The sequence below is a fragment of the Psychroserpens mesophilus genome, assembly GCF_050617655.1.
In the GTDB taxonomy this organism is placed as follows: domain Bacteria; phylum Bacteroidota; class Bacteroidia; order Flavobacteriales; family Flavobacteriaceae; genus Psychroserpens; species Psychroserpens mesophilus_A.
Map to the genome: position 1 here is coordinate 543449 of NZ_JBODQC010000001.1, position 20457 is coordinate 563905.

General features: G+C 33.6%; 12 protein-coding genes and 1 tRNA gene. 5 read left to right on the forward strand and 8 right to left on the reverse strand.

Annotated features, from left to right (window positions below; translation table 11 throughout):
- Nucleotides 1-76: 76 nt before the first annotated feature.
- The 3 genes from ACRHNM_RS02410 to ACRHNM_RS02420 form a co-directional block, all read right to left on the reverse strand.
- Complete coding sequence (locus ACRHNM_RS02410; RefSeq protein ID WP_431133278.1) at nucleotides 77-1213, reverse strand: efflux RND transporter periplasmic adaptor subunit; 1137 nt, start codon at nucleotides 1211-1213, stop codon at nucleotides 77-79.
- Nucleotides 1214-1223: 10 nt separating this feature from the next.
- Nucleotides 1224-5555, reverse strand: coding sequence for a CusA/CzcA family heavy metal efflux RND transporter (locus tag ACRHNM_RS02415; protein WP_431133280.1), 4332 nt, complete (start codon nucleotides 5553-5555; stop codon nucleotides 1224-1226).
- A gap of 72 nt (nucleotides 5556-5627) precedes the next feature.
- Nucleotides 5628-6026, reverse strand: coding sequence for a hypothetical protein (locus tag ACRHNM_RS02420; protein ID WP_431133281.1), 399 nt, complete (start codon nucleotides 6024-6026; stop codon nucleotides 5628-5630).
- Between the two features lie 94 nt (nucleotides 6027-6120).
- Here ACRHNM_RS02420 and ACRHNM_RS02425 point away from each other — a divergent pair, with 94 nt between their 5' ends.
- A complete protein-coding gene (locus ACRHNM_RS02425) occupies nucleotides 6121-8148 on the forward strand; it encodes a S9 family peptidase (protein WP_431133283.1) in 2028 nt (675 codons plus the stop codon).
- Nucleotides 8149-8155: 7 nt separating this feature from the next.
- Here ACRHNM_RS02425 and ACRHNM_RS02430 read toward each other — a convergent pair whose 3' ends face one another.
- From ACRHNM_RS02430 to ACRHNM_RS02445, 4 genes are all read right to left on the reverse strand, one after another.
- A complete protein-coding gene (locus tag ACRHNM_RS02430) occupies nucleotides 8156-8296 on the reverse strand; it encodes a FeoB-associated Cys-rich membrane protein (protein WP_431133285.1) in 141 nt (46 codons plus the stop codon).
- Nucleotide 8297: 1 nt separating this feature from the next.
- Nucleotides 8298-10397 (reverse strand): ferrous iron transport protein B, encoded by a 2100-nt coding sequence (gene feoB / locus ACRHNM_RS02435; protein ID WP_431133287.1) that lies wholly within the window; start codon nucleotides 10395-10397, stop codon nucleotides 8298-8300.
- Nucleotides 10390-10617: a FeoA family protein gene (locus tag ACRHNM_RS02440; RefSeq protein WP_431133288.1), complete on the reverse strand. Its 228-nt coding sequence runs from the start codon at nucleotides 10615-10617 to the stop codon at nucleotides 10390-10392. Before ACRHNM_RS02440 ends, feoB begins: the two co-directional genes overlap by 8 nt.
- 78 nt (nucleotides 10618-10695) lie before the next feature.
- Nucleotides 10696-11364, reverse strand: coding sequence for an SCO family protein (locus ACRHNM_RS02445; protein ID WP_431133290.1), 669 nt, complete (start codon nucleotides 11362-11364; stop codon nucleotides 10696-10698).
- Between the two features lie 116 nt (nucleotides 11365-11480).
- Between ACRHNM_RS02445 and ACRHNM_RS02450 the strand changes: the two genes are divergently transcribed.
- The 3 genes from ACRHNM_RS02450 to ACRHNM_RS02460 all read left to right on the forward strand — a co-directional run bounded on the left by ACRHNM_RS02450 (nucleotide 11481) and on the right by ACRHNM_RS02460 (nucleotide 15131).
- Complete coding sequence (locus tag ACRHNM_RS02450; RefSeq protein WP_431133292.1) at nucleotides 11481-13418, forward strand: M1 family aminopeptidase; 1938 nt, start codon at nucleotides 11481-11483, stop codon at nucleotides 13416-13418.
- 228 nt (nucleotides 13419-13646) lie between these two features.
- Nucleotides 13647-14972 carry an RIP metalloprotease RseP gene (rseP, locus tag ACRHNM_RS02455; protein ID WP_431133294.1) on the forward strand — a complete coding sequence of 442 codons (1326 nt, stop codon included), beginning with the start codon at nucleotides 13647-13649 and terminating at the stop codon, nucleotides 14970-14972.
- An 85-nt stretch (nucleotides 14973-15057) separates the two neighbouring features.
- Nucleotides 15058-15131: transfer RNA gene (locus tag ACRHNM_RS02460), tRNA-Asn, on the forward strand.
- Nucleotides 15132-15341: 210 nt separating this feature from the next.
- Here the strand turns inward: ACRHNM_RS02460 and ACRHNM_RS02465 are convergent.
- Complete coding sequence (locus ACRHNM_RS02465; protein ID WP_431133296.1) at nucleotides 15342-15830, reverse strand: hypothetical protein; 489 nt, start codon at nucleotides 15828-15830, stop codon at nucleotides 15342-15344.
- Between the two features lie 208 nt (nucleotides 15831-16038).
- Between ACRHNM_RS02465 and ACRHNM_RS02470 the strand changes: the two genes are divergently transcribed.
- Nucleotides 16039-20331 carry a T9SS type A sorting domain-containing protein gene (locus ACRHNM_RS02470; protein ID WP_431133298.1) on the forward strand — a complete coding sequence of 1431 codons (4293 nt, stop codon included), beginning with the start codon at nucleotides 16039-16041 and terminating at the stop codon, nucleotides 20329-20331.
- Nucleotides 20332-20457: the final 126 nt, after the last annotated feature.

The following is a 20457-nucleotide window of genomic DNA, read 5'->3' on the forward strand; positions in this document are numbered from 1 at the left end:
ATTTTTAAGCTTACTTAAATATTTTACAAAAGTAACTAAAATTTTAATTATAGCAATTATTTTTAGGTAGTCATAATTATTCTATACCTATTAAATTAAAAGCGCCATTAACCAAAAGTTGATCTGTTTCTTTTATGTCTGCACTTTCTAATAGTTCTGTATAACCATTAACTGTGTTTCCAACAGTTGCTTTTACCTGATTGAAAAAGTAATCCGTGTTTGTGGTTTCATTTAAAAGCAATACATAATAGTCATCTTCAATCTCTACAAATGCAGTTTCTGGCAGTACATTTGCATCTTTTTCTTCGGTAATAATATCTGCATTGACGAACATTCCTGTTAGGAATTTATGAGATTCATCAAGTGGATGCGCATGAACTTTTATTGTTCTGTTTTCACTTATTGTGGTTCCAACTAAATGCACTTCAGCATAAAATAGTTCATTAGAAGCTTCTGGAATTTTAAAGGTTATCTTTTGCCCTTTTTCTACATTCATAATATCTTTTTCAAAAACAGATAATTCCAAATGGATATGTGAGTTGTCAATAATTTCAATAATAGATGTTGCTGGAGATACGTAAGTTCCTCTGGTTACATTAACCTTTGAAATGCTTCCGCTAATTGGCGCAAATAAAGTCACGATGGAGGAGATGTTACCTTGTTCAACACTTTTAGGCGAAATATTTAGCATGACTAACTGTTTTTTAAGTCCGTTGTATTTAGCCATAGCAGTTTTATAGGAACTTTCAGCTTTTAAATAATTTTTTTGAGACGTAATGTTTTCTTCCAACATGGTTTTTTGACGATTAAACTCTGCTTTTAGATAATTTAATTGCTCTTTCACTTCCATGTAATCTTGTTGCATAGTAACAAATTCAGGATTTTCAAGGGTTACTAAAGCTTGTCCCTTTTTTACAACGTCACCTTCTAAAAGAGGTGTTGTTTTAATATAACCTCCAACTGTTGAATTAATCACAGCTTTGTTTTCAGGTGGAACATCAATCATTCCATTGACAGAAATCTTTATTGGCATTGCTTTTTTTTCTATCGTTCCTAAAGTCATATTGTTTTGATTAAATTGAACTTTAGAAACTTGTATGCGGCTATCTTCATCTTCTGAAATAGTAGTTTCAGGGGAGTTTTCAGAATTTTTACAATTCATAAGCAACAGAAGAACTAAAGTAGAGCAAACGATATATGTAATACGTGTCATAACGTTGATTTTAAAGGGTTATATAATTAATTTTTATAATGGTTTGGTTGTAATTGTTGAGGTGTTCCAGATGATTAATCTGAATGTCATATGCATTCTCAACACTTAGAATATATTGGTAGAAATCTATTTCACCATTTTTAAAACTACTGTTAGCTGTTTTAAGAATTTCATCAGCCATAGCTTCTCCTTCGTTTTCAAAATAGGCGAGTGCTTTTTCGTATTGTTCAAGTTCTAATTGCAACTCTCGATATTTGGTGTTGAAGTTAATTTCAAAATCTTGCGATTCTTCTTCAGCAATATCTATTGCTATTTTAGATGATTTGATGCGTGATGACTGTGCATTGAAAAGCAAAGGGATTTTTAAACCAAACTGATAACCAATTAAATTGGAGTTGATTCCAGAATTGGTGCCTTGAAAATAATTAAGACTTAGATCTGGAAGCAATTCCTGTTTTTGATATTTACGCTGTGCTTCAAATACTAAGATTTTGTTTTTATAATAGTCCATTTCAGGACTGCCATTTAAATCCATAATCTCTAACGGAATTTTAGTGAATGGCTCTGAGGCAATAGTCAAAGTATCTTCACTTTGAACAACAGCTTTCAAATTGGCATATGCGACTTTGAGTTCTTGTTGTGCCTGAGACAGGTTAAGTCTGATTTGCTTTTGTTTGGATTGAGCCGTAATTTTTTCTAAATAATTAGTTTCTCCCAATTCAAAACGTCGTTTCGCAATGGCAGCAAAATTTTCATACAAACTATCTAAACTGGAAATAACCTGAGCCTTTTCTTTAGCATACAGATATTGATAATAACCAGATGTGACCTTACGTTTTAATGCTTTTTCGCGAATAGCATAATTGGATGCTTCAAGGTCGTAGTTTGCAGAGTTCAATTTTTTACCTGCAAAATAAACAGTTGGAAATTTAAACCCTTGTTGTATTCCGAATACATCGAGAGGTTTATTGTTGAATGCTAAATTGTTTTCATCATAAGAATAATACACTTCCGTTTTATCAAAATCAAAAGCTGTCGAAATTAATACATCAGACTGTTCAACCTTTAGTTTATTAGCCTTGAGTCCTGAATTATTTTCAATAGCCTTGGTAATTAACTCATCTAGTATTACGGATTTCTGTTGTCCAAAAGATAATGTTGAGCATAAAGATAGAAGGACTACAACTCCAAAATGTTTATTTTCTCTAAGCTTTATTTTTTTTGAAGTTGTACTCATAAAATAGGAATACAGTACAGGTAATACAATCATCGTTAGTAAGGTTGCTGTAATTAAACCTCCAATGACAACGGTTGCTAAAGGTCTTTGTACTTCAGCTCCAGCATTGGTAGAGATAGCCATAGGTAAAAAACCAAGAGCTGCTGCTGCTGCTGTTAAAAGGACAGCTCGTAAACGGTCTTTTGTACCTTGTTTAATGAGTGCTTCCATAGTTTCAAATTCGTCATTTTTTAGTTCTTTAAAATGTTCAATAAGTACAATTCCGTTGAGAACAGCAATTCCGAAAAGTGCTATAAAGCCAACACCAGCCGAAATGCTAAAAGGCATATCTCTTATCCATAAAAACAAAACGCCTCCTACTGCAGAGAGCGGTATCGCAGAATAGATTAAAAGGGCCTCTTTAATTGAATTAAAAGCGAAGTAAAGCATTATGAAAATTAGGATTAATGCAATAGGTACAGCAATTAATAAGCGCGATTTAGCATTTTGTAAATTTTCAAATTGACCACCATAAGTAATCGTATATCCTGTAGGTAGTTTTATATGCGTATCAATCAATGCTTGCACATCGTTGACTACAGATTCTAAATCTCGATTTCGAACATTAATTCCAACAACAATACGTCTTCTGGTATCATCTCTTGATATTTTGGCGGCTCCTTTTTCGTAAGTGATAGATGCTAATTCACTTAAAGGGATTTTTCCACCATCTGGTAAATCAACATAGAGGTTTTTGATGTTATCGATGTCTTGACGTTTTGAGGATTCTAGGCGTACCACAAGGTCAAATCGCTTTTCACCTTCAAAGATGTTGCCTACAGTTCGTCCTGCAAATCCCATGGATAGCATAGTATTAAGATCTTCAATGTTAAGTCCGTAACGTGCTATTTTTTCTCTATTGTATTTCACACTCATTTGTGGCAAGCCATCAATTTTTTCTACTGAAATATCTGCTGCTCCATTTACATGTTCAATGAGTGATTTTATTTCGCTTCCTTTTTTTGAAAGGATGTCTAAATCCTCACCAAATATTTTGATAGCTATATCAGCTCTTACACCAGTAATCAACTCATTAAATCGCATTTCTATAGGTTGTGTAAATTCTACTTCCATACCTGGAATCACAGCCAGTGCTTCTTTAAATTTATCAGCTAATTCGTCTTTTGATGATGCAGAAACCCATTCTTTTTTTGGATGTAATACGATAATAACATCGCTTTCTTCCATAGACATAGGGTCTGTAGGCACTTCTGCTGCGCCAATTCTGGTAACGACTTGTTTTACTTCTGGAAATTTTTCTAATAAAATGGTTTCAATTTTAGTCGTAATCTCAACTGTATTACTCAACGAAGTTCCTGTTTTTAAAACCGGTTGAATCACAAAATCGCCTTCATCTAATGTTGGTACAAATTCACCTCCCATATTTGCAAACAGGTATATCGAAAAACTCAAAAGCAGTATTGAAAGTCCTAAGACAAGTTTTTTACTTTGTAATGCCCAATTAATTGTTGGTTCATAAATGCTGTTGAGCCAACGCATCAAACGAACAGAAATATTTTTTTCTGAAGGTTTTGAGGGTTTAAGAAATATGGAAGCAGCGACAGGAACATAGGTAAAACAAAAAATCATGGCTCCAATTAAGGCAAAGCTGAAGGTTAAAGCCATAGGTTTAAACATTTTCCCTTCAACACCACTTAAAGACAGGATTGGAATGAAAACAATTAGAATGATAAGCTGACCGAAAATTGCAGAGTTCATCATTTTTGAAGCGCCTTTAAAGGTAATATCATCTTTATAGGATTGTAAATCTTCAGATTTTAAACCTGCAAGTTTGTCGTGGTTTTTGGTAATTCTGTAAGCGATAAATTCAACTATGATAACTGCGCCATCGATGATGATTCCGAAATCAATAGCACCTAAACTCATCAAGTTAGCATCAACTCCAAATATGTACATAAAAGACAAAGCAAATAATAGGCAAAGCGGAATTACAGAGGCTACAACCAAACCTGATCGCCAGTTACCTAGTAATAAAACCACCACAAAAATTACGATTAAACAACCTAATACTAGGTTTTCTGTAACTGTAAATGTTGTCTTCCCAATGAGTTCACTTCGATCAAGAAACGCATTAATGTAAACACCTTTAGGCAATGATTTTGATATGGAAGCGACACGATCTTTAACAGCTTCAATCACTTGTTTGGAGTTTGCTCCTTTAAGCATCATCACCTGACCTAGTACTTTTTCACCTTCACCATTTCCTGTAATGGCGCCAAATCGTGTAGCATTTCCATAGCCTACCGAAGCCACATCTTTAATATAAACCGGAACGCCATCATTGGTTTTAATGACAATATTTTCGATGTCTTGTAAACTGTTTACCAAACCATCTCCTCGAATAAAATAAGCTTGATTTACTTTTTCTATGTAACCACCTCCAGCAACACTATTGTTGTTTTCAAGAGCAGTAAAGACCTCCTGAGCAGTAATATTCATAGCATTGAGCTTCTCAGAATTGAGTCCAACTTCATATTGCTTTAAAAACCCTCCCCAAGTATTGACTTCAACTACACCAGGAATTCCGGACAACTGACGCTTAACAATCCAATCCTGAATGGTACGAAGATCTTCAGCAGTATAATCGTTCTTATATTCTGACTCTACATCAAGAATATATTGATAGATTTCTCCCAGACCAGTTGTTATTGGTCCCATTTCGGGAGTACCGAAACCTTCCGGAATTTTTTCAGAAGCCGATTTTATTTTTTCAGCGATGAGTTGACGAGGCAAATAGGTGCCTATATCATCATCAAATACAATCGTTACAACAGACAACCCAAATTTGGATACAGATCGAATTTCCTGAACGCCTGGAAGATTAGCCATCTCCAATTCTACAGGATAGGTGATAAACTGTTCCATATCCTGAGTTGATAGGTTACGAGATGTTGTAATGACCTGAACTTGATTATTGGTGACATCAGGAACAGCACCAATGGGAATTTGTGACAACGAATACAATCCGAAGCCAATAACAAAAAGTGTAAATAGCAGAATGATAAATTTATTCCGCAGACTAAATTTTATAATATGAGATAACATAATTCATTTGATAAAGTGAGTGACAACTCATTAGGAAATAAGTTGACAGATACAAAAATTAACTAAAATGAATTATGCGAGTTTTGGAGGTTGTAAGAGGCTTTTTTTGTGTAAAGTAGATAAGGTAGACTGGTAATGAAAACGGCTGTCTTTCAGTTCTAATAATTCAACCGATTCAATTTCTAAGAAGCATTTTTGAATCACAAAAGCTGTGATTGTTACGATATGGTCATGACATTGAAAAGGCAATTGATCATGATCTTTTTCTTCTTCCTGATGATTTTTGCTATGGTCATCTTTAAGCTCGCCATAGTGTTTAGAAATAAAAACGAAGAAATTATCACCATATTCAGCTTTATGAAATTGAGCGTGTTCAATTAAATCATCTATCTGGATAATGTCATTATATTCTATTCTTAAACTTTGTAAAAGAATTAAAGAAGATAATAGTATGGCAAATAATTTACTCATCCCAACAAAGTTAAGAAAAATTCCCTAAAATAGTTTAAAACCAATTTTACTAATTTATTAGTAATTTCACATTTTAATTTTTAATGATCTCCACATGTTTCGATTTTGTTTCTTTTTAACCTTCGTTTTCTCATTTCAAATTGGTTTTGCCCAAGCTGAAAAAATACCGTTTCAACCTTTAGATGTCTTTGAATTAGAATGGGCTTCAGATCCGCAAATATCTCCTGATGGTTCGCAAATTGTTTACAGACGTAACAGATTTGATATTATGAATGACAATTCGCAAGGAAATCTATGGATTATCAATACTGATGGTTCTTCACATCAAAAATTAACCTCAAGAGAAGTCAATGAATCTCAGGCAAGATGGTCACCAAGTGGAGATCGAATTGCTTTTATAAGTGCTACAAATGAAGGTTCAGAATTGTATATGTACTGGACTAAAACAGGTCAGTTTGCAAAGTTATCACAGCTTGAAAAATCTCCTGGAAATTTAACCTGGTCTCCAGATGGAACGCATCTTGCATTCACCATGTTTATATCTGAAAAACCTCCTGTGATTGCTGATTTGCCTTCAAAACCTAAAGGAGCAAAATGGGCAAAACCAGCAAGAATAACAGACCGTTTAAAACATGAAAGAGATGGCTCTGGTTACATGGAACCCGGTTTTACTCATATTTTCACAATTCCTGCGGAAGGTGGTTCTGCGCATCAAATTACAACAGGCCATTATGACCATAATAGTAGTTTATCATTTTCTCCTGATGGAAAGACCATTTATTTTGCAGCAAATAGAGTAGAAGATTGGGAATATAGATTTAATAACAGTGAAATTTACAGTGTTGATATAGCGACAAAGCACATTAAAGTTTTGACCTCTCAGGATGGTCCAGATTATTCACCTAGAGTTTCTCCAGACGGAAAAACAATTGCTTTTTTAGGGTATTTAGATAAAGTACAAACGTACCAAAATACGGTTTTACATCTCATAAATATAGATGGTACTAATCGCAGAATTATATCTTCAGATTTAGATGAAAGTGTGTCTGATATTTCTTGGGAGCCTAATGGAAAAGGTTTGTATTTTACCTATGATAGTAAAGGTAATACTAAAATAGCTCATATAACAAGGTCTGGACAAATCACAAAACTTGGTGATGATTTGGGAGGAACCACTATTGGTCGTCCTTATGGTGGAGGATCTTATTCTGTATCAAATAAAGGCACCATTGTTTACACACATACACGACCAGAATATCCTTCAGATTTAGCCGTGTTGAAATCGAATCAAAAGGAACCAACATTGATTACCGATTTAAATTCTGATGTTTTAGATTATAGAACACTTGGTGAAGTTGAAGAGGTTTGGTACACATCAACGTTTGACGGAAGACAAATTCAAGGCTGGATTGTAAAGCCGCCTTTTTATGAGGCATCAAAATCGTATCCTTTGCTTGTTGAAAATCATGGTGGACCAATTTCTAATTATGGTGATCGGTTTTCTCCTGAAATGCAATTATATGCAGCTGATGGTTATATAGTATTTTATCCAAACCCAAGAGGAAGTACGAGCTATGGTGAAGAATTTGCAAATTTGCTATACAATAATTATCCAGGAGAAGATTATAACGATGTGATGGATGGTGTTGATTACTTAATTAATAAAGGTCTTGCAGATCAAACTAAATTATACGTTACTGGAGGAAGTGCTGGAGGCATCATGACAGCCTGGATGATAGGAAAAAACGATCGTTTTAAGGCTGCAGTTGTGCATAAACCTGTGATTAACTGGATTAGCAAAACTTTAGTGGCAGATAATTATTATGGATATGCTAATTCAAGATATCCTGATCAACCATGGGAAAATTTTGAAACCTATTGGAAATTTTCTCCACTTTCATTAGTTGGCAATGTTGAAACACCAACAATGGTTATTGTTGGAATGAATGATTTGCGAACTCCTACAAGTGAAGCCAAACAACTATACCATGCTTTAAAACTCAGAAAAATAGAAACTGTATTGGTTGAGTTGCCTGATGCGTCACATGGCATTAATAGAAAACCAAGTAATTTAATCAGCAAGGTTGCTCATACGTTGGCATGGTTAAAAAAATATAAGTAATGGTTTTTTAATGACAACCACAACCATCATCTCCACCACAAGCTTTGGTTGAAGCTTTTTTTGGTTTCCAGATGAATTTACGCACCAGAAAAGCGATTGCAATGGCAAGTGTTGTAAAAACGAGTATGTTTTGTATGATGGTATTCATTTTATTTTAAGACTTGAAAAGCGATTAAAGCAACAATATAAGCAAAACCACTCATGATAACAAGTTGTAAGGTTGGCCATTTCCAGCTATTGGTTTCCCGTTTAACAATGGCTAACGTACTCATACATTGCATGGCAAAAGCATAAAATAATAAGAGTGAAATTCCACTGGCAAAATTAAATAATGGTCCGCCTAAAATAGGATTAACTTCTCCTGCCATTCGGTTTTTAATGGTTTCTTCTTCATCATTTCCTACACTGTAAATAGTAGCTAAGGTACCAACAAAGACTTCTCTGGCAGCAAATGAACTTACAATGGCAATACCAATTTTCCAGTCGTAACCTAATGGTCTGATAGCAGGTTCAATAGCATGACCAGCAATTCCAATAAAGGAATGCTCTAATTTATGAGACGCTATTTTTTGTTGTAATTCTTCAGCAGATAAGTTTTGAGATGCATATTCTATGGCTACAATTTCTTCAGCTTTATTAAAGTCATCACCTGGACCATAAGATGCTAAAAACCATAAGACAATGGAGATGGCTAAAATGATTTTACCAGCTCCAAAGACAAAAGACTTTGTTTTTTCAATAACTGTCAGTGCTACATTTTTGAATAGTGGTAATTTATAATTTGGCATTTCAACCACAAAAAATGTTTTACTTTTAATTTTAAGTATTTTATTCAACATCCAGGCTGATACAATTGCAGCACCAAATCCTATTAAATACAAAAGCATTAAAGTTAGTGCCTGATAGCTTAACCCAATAAATCGACCTTCAGGAATTACTAAAGCTATGATGATAAGGTACACAGGAAGTCTGGCAGAGCATGTTGTAAAAGGGGTTACGAGAATGGTAATTAAACGTTCTTTCCAGCTTTCAATATTTCTGGTTGCCATTATGGCTGGAATGGCACAAGCAGTTCCTGAAATTAAAGGAACAATACTTTTTCCGCTGAGTCCGAAACGTCTCATAATACGATCCATTAAAAAAACGACACGACTCATATAACCACTTTCTTCTAAAACAGAAATGAATAGAAACAGGAAGGCTATTTGAGGAATAAAAATCACAATTCCTCCAAGTCCAGGAATAATGCCTTCAGCAATTAAATTGGTAAATGCACCTTGAGGTAAACTGTTTTTTGTCCATTCACTAAAGGACGCAAAAACTGTGTCTATAAAGTCCATCGGAACACTTGACCAATCATAAATAGCTTGAAATATGGTCAGTAAAATGATAAAGAAAATGAGGTATCCCCAAACTTTATGAGTTAAAATCCTATCGAGTTGAATGCGTAAATCTTTAGCTGATTTCAAATCGATGGTTTGCCCTTTTTTAAGCGCGTTATTAATAAATTGATATCGCTTAATCGTTTCTTTTTGCTGTAATCGTTTTAAATCGGCTTTACTCTTCGTTTTAAAACTATTAATAGCGTCAATTTCATTTCTGTCCGTTTTTCCGAAGTTAACATCCTGAGTAATAACCAACCAAAGCTTATATAATAATTGATTTGGAAATGCTTTACGGAGATTATCGAAATAATTATGATCAATTTCTGATGCATTAACACAAGGTTTTACAGAAAGTTCTTTATAATTAATGATAAGCTCTTTGAGTTGTTCTATACCTTTATTTTTTCGGGTACTGATAAGAGCAATCTTAGTTTGCAGTTCTTTTTCTAAAACAGGGATGTCTAGTTGAATACCTTTATATTTCATTCGGTCAGACATATTTATGACCAAAATCGTTGGAATCTCTAAATCTTTTATTTGAGTAAAAAGTAGTAAATTTCGTTTAAGATTTTCAACATCGCTTACCACAACTGCTACATCTGGAAAATCTTTATCATTTTTATTAAGTAATAATTCAATCACCACGTTTTCGTCTAATGACGATGCATTCAAACTATACGTTCCTGGAAGGTCGATGATATGGGCTTTTACACCTCTGGGCAATTTGCAAACCCCTTCTTTTTTCTCGACAGTTATGCCAGGATAATTGCCAACCTTTTGATTTAGACCTGTTAAAGCATTAAAGACAGATGTTTTTCCTGTATTCGGGTTTCCAATAAGCGCAACATTAATTTGTTTAGCCATTAGTAATATCGATTAAAATATGAATTGCAGTTTCTTTTCTAATTGCCAAGTGAGTTCCGTTAATATTGAGATACATTGGATCGGCAAAAGGAGCCACTTGAACAAGTTCTACTAAATTACCAGGCAAACATCCCATTTCTAATAATTTAAGAGGAATATGAATTGAGGAAACATCAGTAATGATGGCTTGTTGTCCTCGTTTTATATCTGCTAATGTCACCTTTAAGCTTATTTAGATTGATTTTAAAGAAGCAAAAATAAGTCAAAAAATCGTTGTGAAGAAATTGTTGTGATAAAACTATTGATATTCCTTTTTGAGTCGCTTGATATCCTGAAGCAATGAGTCAACAGAAGTTGGACTAACGCCATTATAGATGCCTCTAATTTGTTTGTCTTTATCGATGAGTGCGAAATTTTCAGTATGAATCATTCCATAGTCTTCAGAATCATCATTTTTAACAACTAAGTACGATTTTCGCGCTAAATCATAAATTTGTTTACGATCACCTGTAACGAGATTCCATTTAGCATCATTAACATCTTTTTCGATAGCATAGCGTTTTAATTGTGCTACAGAATCTATTTCTGGTGTTACAGAATGAGAGAGAAGCATCACCTCATCGTCATTAATAATATTTTCTTGAATGCGATGCATTTGATCTGTCATAATCGGGCAAATGGTTTGGCATGTTGTAAAAAAGAAATCAGCAATATAAATTTTATCTTTATAATCATCTTGTGTAATGATTTTCCCATTTTGATTTATAAGCTTAAAATCTGCTATTGTATGGTATTTCTTTTTATGCTGAATTGTACTATCTACAAGAGATGCGTCTATGCGGTTTGGTTGATAAATTGGTAAGGGTTGCTCTACTTTAAGTATAGAATAGAAAATAGAAATGATTACTCCAGAGACAATTAACAGTACAATGAAAAAGAGTTTAAATTGTTTAAAAAACGCGAGCATAACTTGGTTTTTATGACTTTAATGTAAGATTTGGATGCAAAAATACGACAGATTTACTACAAATTCAGTACTTTTAACACGCTATATTGCTAAAAGAAAGAAAAAATTAGAGTTCTATGAGAATACTATTACTTACCCTTTTTTGCCTACTATCGTTGCATTCGTTTTCTCAAGATTTTAATGAAACGTTAGAAGATGTACGCATTGCTGAAGCAAAATCTGCTTTAAGCCAAATAATGCATAGAGCCAATTTAAATACAGGGAATTACGATTTAAAATACCATAGACTGGAACTAGATTTAGATCCTTCAGTTGCTTTTATTTCTGGAGATGTTACCACTTACTTTGAAGCTAAAAGTAACATGAGTACTGTCACTTTTGATTTGTCTAGTAACATTGTAGTTTCTCAGGTAGAGCAAAGAGGAACGATGTTAGCATTCACCCAAAATTCTAATGATGAATTGGTAATAACCTTACCTGTTGTTCAGAATACAGGTGTATTAGATTCGTTGACGATTAGTTACTCCGGAAATCCTATTAGTTCTGGATTAGGTTCTTTTGTTCAGGAAACTCATAATGGTGATCCTACTATCTGGACTTTGTCTGAACCTTATGGAGCAAAAGCTTGGTGGCCTTGTAAACAAGATTTGATAGATAAAATAGATTCTATTGATGTGTTAATTACAGCACCACGATTTAATCCAACAAATGAAGAATATATAGCTGTTTCTAACGGATTAGAGCAAAGTCAGGTCATTAATGGAACCAACAAAACAACACATTTTAAACATCGTTATCCGATTCCTGCATATTTGATTGCGATTTCTGTTACTAATTACGAAGTGTATTCTCATGAGGTTCCTAACAACGGAAACCCATTTGATATTGTAAATTATGTCTATTCTGAAAGTTTGTCCAATGCTCAAGCAAGTACTCCTGTTACTGTTGACATTATGGATTTATTTATTGACCTTTTTGAAGCTTACCCATATGAAGATGAAAAATATGGTCATGCACAATTTGGCTTTGGTGGAGGTATGGAACATACAACGGTTTCATTTATGGGAAGCTACGGAAGAAACCTAATTGCTCATGAACTTGCACATCAATGGTTTGGAAACAAAATTACTTGTGGCAGCTGGAAAGATATATGGTTAAATGAAGGATTTGCTACTTATTTGTCTGGCTTGGTTTATGAAAACTTAGATGGAAATTCAAATTTCAGAACATGGAAGCAACAGCGTATTAATTCAATTACATCACAATCTGGAGGCGCAGTGTATTTAAGTGATATTGATACCACAAGCGTAAGTCGTATTTTTAGTTCCCGACTTAGCTATAATAAAGGAGCTATGGTCTTACATATACTTCGAAAGAAATTAGGTGATGCCAGTTTTTTTCAAGCTTTACAAGATTATTTAACGACTCCTGAACATGCTTATGGTTACGCAAAAACAGAAGATTTCATTGCTATTGTAGAAACCTCTACTGGAGAAGATTTATCCGAATTTTTTAGTGACTGGTTATACAATCAAGGCTATCCAAGTTATACTGTAAACTGGAATCAGTCTTCACCTAATGAAATTACAATTGAGCTTTTACAATCTCAAAGCCATCCATCTGTGTCGTTTTTTGAAGCACCAGTTCCAATACGGTTAATAGGAACCTTTGGGGAAGAATTAGATCTTGTATTAGATCATACTTCAAATATGCAACAGTTCACAGAGTCTGTAGGATTTGAGGTCCAGGAAGTGATTTTCAATCCAGAATATGATATTATTTCGGCAAATAATCAAGTGGTGCTTAGTTCAGACACATTTGAATTTGAAAGCGAACTTAAAGTGTTTCCAAATCCATCTTCAGTAACCATAAATCTTAAAAAACCAGAAACATTAAATGTTGATTCGATAACAATTTACAATGCTATCGGACAAGTATTGTATCGTTCAGAGTGGACAGAAGCAATTGATGTGTCCACTTTTTCCGAAGGTTTACTTTTTATGCAAATTAAAACCAATAATGGTGTTATTAATAAAAATCTGGTAAAGAATTAAGCCTGACTTTAAATACATCTTTTCACATATTTGGTGATAATTTGAGATGGTTAGCTCACCTAAAGTGTATTGCACTTTCAGTTTTAATTTGTTTATCAAAGAAGCTGCACTTAAATAATATCCATTATTTAAACATAAAACACTTCAATTTTTTATGAAAAATTTCAAAATTAAATTGGTAATAAAACACTACTTTTGTGGCTTGTAAAATTTTGACCAGAGATATACATGGAGTTTGTAATACGAATATCACAATTTTTATTAAGCCTTTCTCTTCTAATTGTACTTCACGAATTAGGGCACTTTATACCAGCAAAACTATTTAAAACCAAAGTAGAGAAGTTCTACTTGTTTTTTGATATTAAATTTTCCTTATTCAAGAAAAAGATTGGAGAAACCGTTTATGGTATTGGCTGGCTGCCTTTGGGAGGCTATGTTAAAATTGCAGGAATGATTGATGAAAGCATGGACAAAGATCAAATGGCTCAACCTCCACAGCCTTGGGAGTTTCGCTCTAAACCAGCTTGGCAACGTTTAATTATTATGCTTGGTGGTGTAACAGTTAATTTTATTTTAGCTTATTTAATTTATGTTTTTGTTGCTTTTGTCTATGGAGATAAAACTACTAAAATTGAGAGTTTAAAAGATGGTTATTGGGTTGAAAATGAGTTTCTTCAGGATTTAGGTTTTAAAACTGGAGATAAAATATTAGCAGTAAATGATATCAAAGTTGTAAATGATTATGATGTTCGTTCAAATATCATTGGAGCTGAGAATATTACGATTAAAAGAAATGGTCAGAAAAAAGTAATTGATTTACCAGAAGATTTTCTTGGTCAGTTTACTTCTGCAAAAAGTAAAGAGCTCTTTGAACGTAGAATACCATTTATGATAGGGTCTGTTGCAGATTCCTCTTTAAATAAATCGTTAGATGTTAAGGCCGAAGACATTATTATTTCTATTGATGGTAAGCCATTAAGATATTTTGATCAATTAGACTCTTTAATGACGAACTATAAAAGTCAGACTTTAAGAGTAGAATTGTTAAGAGATAAGGATACGATTTCCCGTGAGTTAAAAGTTGATGAACATGGAAAATTTGGATTCCAACCAGCATTTGATAATGACCGTTTTGCAGAATTAGGATATTATGATATTGCGATACAGACTTATACGTTTGGTGAAAGTTGGGTAGCAGGAGGATCAGATTTTGTGGATACACTAAATAAATATGGAGCTCAATTAAAAGCCATTTTCAATCCAAGTACAGGTGCTTATAAAGGAGTTGGTGGTTTTAAAGCAATCTATAGTATTTTTCCAAGTGTATGGAGCTGGCAAGCATTTTGGGTTCTTACAGCTTTTCTTTCAATAATGTTAGGCGTCTTAAATTTACTGCCGATTCCTGCCTTAGATGGAGGTCATGTGATGTTTTTATTGTATGAAATGATCTCAGGCAGAGCACCTAGCGAAAAATTTTTAGAACGAGCTCAACTTGTTGGATTCATCATATTAATTACTTTAGTTTTATTTGCCAATATTAACGATTGGATATAATAAAGATTTGAATCATTTTTTTGTTTTTTTTGTTTGTGAAACTTAAAAAATAATATATATTTGCGCTCGCAAAAGCGACAAACACTCCTCCTTAGCTCAGTTGGTTAGAGCATCTGACTGTTAATCAGAGGGTCCTTGGTTCGAGCCCAAGAGGAGGAGCAAACTAAAGTTCAGCAGAAATGCTGGACTTTTTTTGTGGTGCAAACTAAAGTGCTAATTTTAAACAGATTTAAGTCTAACTAAGCTGCATTGAATAAAAAATCCCAAAGCTAAAGCCATGGAATCTCTTAAGTTTAATACGTTTAATACGTTTAATAATGCTAATTACAGCTTTATTTTAAAACTTCTACATGTAGCATTATAATTATTTTATTCAACATCAGTTTGATAATCATCTTGATTGTCATCTTCTTCATGTAATGCGATTATGTCTTCTTTTGTTTTGATCAAATCCATGTCTTTCAAATAAAAGACATCAGATTCATAAAATTCTAATGAAGGTTCAACCTCATCATATTTGTGGTGTCTTGGAGAATAACTTACAAATCTTGCTTTGTTCGAATCTAGTTCTGAAGCAAATTCAGATTCTTCAGGACTTTCAACGTCAGTATCTAGGATTAATAAACGACCATCTAAAGTCCATGTACCTTCTACTGCAACATTCTTGTCTGGAATACCTCCAATATATTTACGTGTGTAATAAAAAGTAAAGCTTCCATCATCTTCCAATGTTATAGTGTAAATCATTCCTTCACCAATGTCTGATATCCACTCATTCGAGTATGTACCTTCAACATTTTGAGTGAATGCTGTAAAAGCGTTAAACAATAAAATAAAAGTGAGTATAATAGATTTCATAATTCTTAATTTTTATATACTATAATTTACAAAACAATTAGCCTGTTTGCGTTACATAATTTTTAGTAATGCTTGTATAATTTTGATTCTGGTTTAATTATTAGGCTTTATAAATAGAGTTTTAAAGAATTCTACAATCTTTTATAGGATGCTCACATTTTAAATTTTATTCGATGTACAGCTATATAAACATATAAAGCTATTAATTATGAAACGAATTTTACTACTCATGCTATTGAGTTTAACGACTGCAATAGCAATGGCTCAGACTACATGGACAGGTTTGGGAACAAACACAAATTGGAACAATACAGACAACTGGGACACTAATCTGGTGCCAACTGCATCAGATGATGTAATTATTCCAACTGGTTTTACAGTAACTCTTAATAGTGTAGGAACGGTTAAATCTATTGATGTACAAGGAAATGCTGTTTTTGATATAGACAATAGTTTTACCTTTGCAGAACCCTCAACCTTTGGTTCAAATACAACTATTAACTGGAGTGCAGGATCTTTAAGAGGAAACGGAATTATATTGACAAACTCTGGAGTTATGAATATAGATGGGACTAATGTGACATTAGCTCTTGGTACTATTTTGAATAATGATGGATTTATTAATTTCACGACTAGTGGAAATATATTTATAGCAGCAGATGCCGTACTAAATAATACTGTAACTGGCATTTTAGATTTTCAGGCAGATAATTCTGGAATAAGTGAATCTGGAGTTGGAACTAATTTGCTAAATAATTCTGGATTGATAAAAACATCCTTTGTAACATCAGATCCTGATGATCAGGCAACCATTAGCGTAGAATTCAAAAACAATGATGGTACTGTACAAGTTGAAAACGGGACTTTAAATTTGTCTAATGGAACAGTAGATTCTATAGAACTACAAGATGGTACCTATAATGTGTTTGCAAATGCTACTTTAGAATGGGATAACGATGTCACTGTATCTGGTACTTTAACGGGAAACTTAGTAGGTAATATTGTATGGAGAGATTTGGTGAGAGTTAATGCAGCAGATACAGCGACTTTTGATTTCACAGGAAATGAAACGATAACTTGGGTTAGTGGAAGTTTAGATGGCGGAGGAACATTATTTAATAAAAATAAGATTGCAGTTCAAACAAGCAATGTTTTTATTAATGGCATTACCACACTCAACAATAGTGGCGAAATTAATTTTGAAAGTGGAGGTGATATATTCATCCAAAATGACAGTGCTCTAATTAACTCACTTACAGGGATCATAGATTTTCAGGCAGATAATTCTGGAATAAGTGAATCAGGAGCTGGAACTAATTTACTTAACAATTCTGGATTGATAAAAACATCCTTTGTAACATCAAATCCTGATGATCAAGCAACCATAAGTGTAGAATTAAAAAACAATGATGGGACTATCCAAGTTGAAAAAGGGATTTTAAATTTGTCTAATGGGACTGTAGATTCTATAGAACTTCAAGATGGTATTTATAATGTGTTTACAAATGCTACCTTAGAATGGGATAATGATGTCACTGTATCTGGAACTTTAACGGGAAATCTTGAGGGAAATATTGTTTGGAGAGATGCGGTAAGAGTTAATGTGGCCGATACAGCTACTTTTGATTTCACAGGAAACGAAACTTTGATTTGGGCTAGTGGAAATTTAGATGGCGGAGGAACATTGTTTAATAAAAATAAGATAGCAGTTCAGACAAGTAACGTTTTTATTTATGGAAGCACTACACTCAACAATAGTGGAGAAATTAATTTTGAAGGTGCAGGCGATATATTCATTCAAAATGATAGCGTTTTAAATAACTCACTTACAGGAACCATAGATTTTCAGGCAGATAATTCTGGAATAAGTGAGTCAGGAGCAGGAATTAATTTACTGAGCAATTTTGGACTGATAAAAACATCCTTTGTAACCGCAGACCCAACAGACCAAGCCACTATAAATGTTGAACTAAAAAATAATAATGGTACAATACAAGTAGAAGAAGGAATCCTAAATTTAAGCAATGGTGTTGTGGATGCCATAGAACTTACAGATGGTATTTATAACGTGTTTTCTGGTGCCAATCTAGATTGGGATGTTTCTGTAACCCTTTCAGGAACACTAACTGGAAATCTGCAGGGAACACTAAACTGGCGATCGACTGTTAGGGTAAACAGTCCTGATACTGCTATATTTGATTTTTCTGGAAATGAAACGATAACTTGGGTTAGTGGAAGCCTAGATGGTGGAGGGATTTTAATAAATGAAAATAAGATAGCAGTTCAAACAAGTAATGTTTTTATTAATGGCATCACAACGCTCAACAATAATGAAGAAATTAATTTTGAAAGTGGAGGCGATATATTCATCCAAAATGATAGTGTTTTAAATAACTCACTTACAGGCACCATAGATTTTCAGGCAGATAATTCTGGAATAAGTGAGACAGGAGTAGGTATCAATCTATTAAATAATGAAGGGTTACTTATATGTAGTTCGTCTAATTCAACGGTAATAAATGTTGAGGTAATTAATACAGGAACTATTGAAGCTGCATTTGGAACCTTAAATTTTAGTGGAGTTTTAGATCATCAGGCTGGCGGAATAATCAAAGGAATTTCTATTTTTAATATGCCAACCATTACAAACTTTACAAATAATGGAACCATAGCACCTGGTGCTTCACCTGGAACTTTAACTGTCATTGGAAACTATATATCCACAGGAAATACAATTCTCGATATTGAATTAAACGGACTTATACCTGATACAGAACATGATGTTTTGGTCATTACAGGAACCAATGTTGTTTTTGAAGGTATGGTAAATGTTACCATGGGATTTGAGGGCACTATAGGTGACGAGTTTACCATTGCAACAACTTCAGGAACTATTGCAACAGAGAATTTACAGTCACCTATCGAGAATGTCGATTTTGATGGAAAACGCTATACATTTGATATCTCTTATCCAGACAATAATAAAGTGGTTTTGACGATTACCGATAAGTTGGATATTCTACCACCAAATATTATTACTCAAGATATTACAGTGCAATTAGATGCCAGTGGAAATGTGAGTATTGCAGATACTGATGTTGATAACGGAACAACTGACAACTGTACACCAACAAATGAACTCCAGTTTTCTCTTGATACTACCGTTTTCACATGTGCTGATTTAGGTGATAATATAGTAACCTTAACAGTCACAGATAATGATGGTAATTTTGCCGAGGCACAAGCTATTGTTACTGTTGAAGATGTCACTAATCCAAATGTAGTAACTCAAAATATAACAGTTCAGTTGGAGGCTTCTGGAAATGTAAGTGTTCTGCCTTCAGATATTGATGATGGCTCTAATGATAATTGTTCAGTAGCGAATCTAAGTTTAGATGTTTCAGATTTTACTTGTGCAAATTTAGGAGCAAATACAGTTAACTTAACCGTTACAGATCAGAGTGGAAATAGTGATTCAGCTTCAGCTTTAGTTACGGTTCAAGATGCTATAAACCCAACAGCGATTACCCAAAATATTACAGTTCAGTTAGATGCTTCTGGAAATGCAAGTATTTTACCATCAGATATTGATGATGGCTCTAATGATAATTGTTCAGTAGCGAATCTAAGTTTAGATGTTTCAGATTTTACTTGTGCAAATTTAGGAGCAAATACAGTTAACTTAACCGTTACAGATCAGAGTGGAAATAGTGATTCAGCTTCAGCTTTAGTTACGGTTCAAGATGCTATAAACCCAACAGCGATTGCCCAAAATATTACAGTTCAGTTAGACGCTTCTGGAAATGCAAGCGTTTTACCTTCAGAAATTGATAATGGTTCAAATGATAATTGTTCTGTAACAGGTTTAAGTCTTGATATTACAGATTTCACCTGTGCTGATTTGGGTGATAACACCGTTAAATTAACAGTAATTGACCAAAGTGGAAATGAAGATTCGGCTACAATTATTGTTACTGTTGAAGATAATATTGCTCCTGTAGTAAACTGTCCAAGTGGTTTTACAGTTGAAACAACAGGCGATTTTATATTGCCAGACTATTTTGTTGAAGGAACTGTAGCTGCTTCAGATAATTGTGGTTTTACGGTTCAACAAACTCCTGCTCCAGGTACAATTTTGCCTGATGGAGATTATCTTATTTCAATTGAAGTAACTGACGACTTTGAAAACATTGAGTCTTGTTCATTTAACTTAAAAGTAGATGACACTACTTTAGGAGTTGACGATTTTCAATTATCAGATCATAATATCATTGTTTACCCTAATCCAGTATTAAGTACATTGAACATAAAGAATACAAGTCAGTTAAAACTCATTAATTTAGAAATCATAGATGTCACTGGAAAACTGGTGAACACAATAGATTTAAAGCCTATGAATGAAACCATGCAAGTATCTTTAGAAGGGTATGCAAACGGCATGTATTTTGTTAGAATATACACCTCTAATAATTCTATAACCAAGCGAATTATAAAGCAATAATAGAGTTAGTTAAACCAGACTATCTGAAAGGTACAATTTATCAAAATACGATAATGACAGTTACGTTTCAGATAGTTTTTTTGCTCACATTTTAAAACTCATACGATGAATAAGTGATGAATCAAC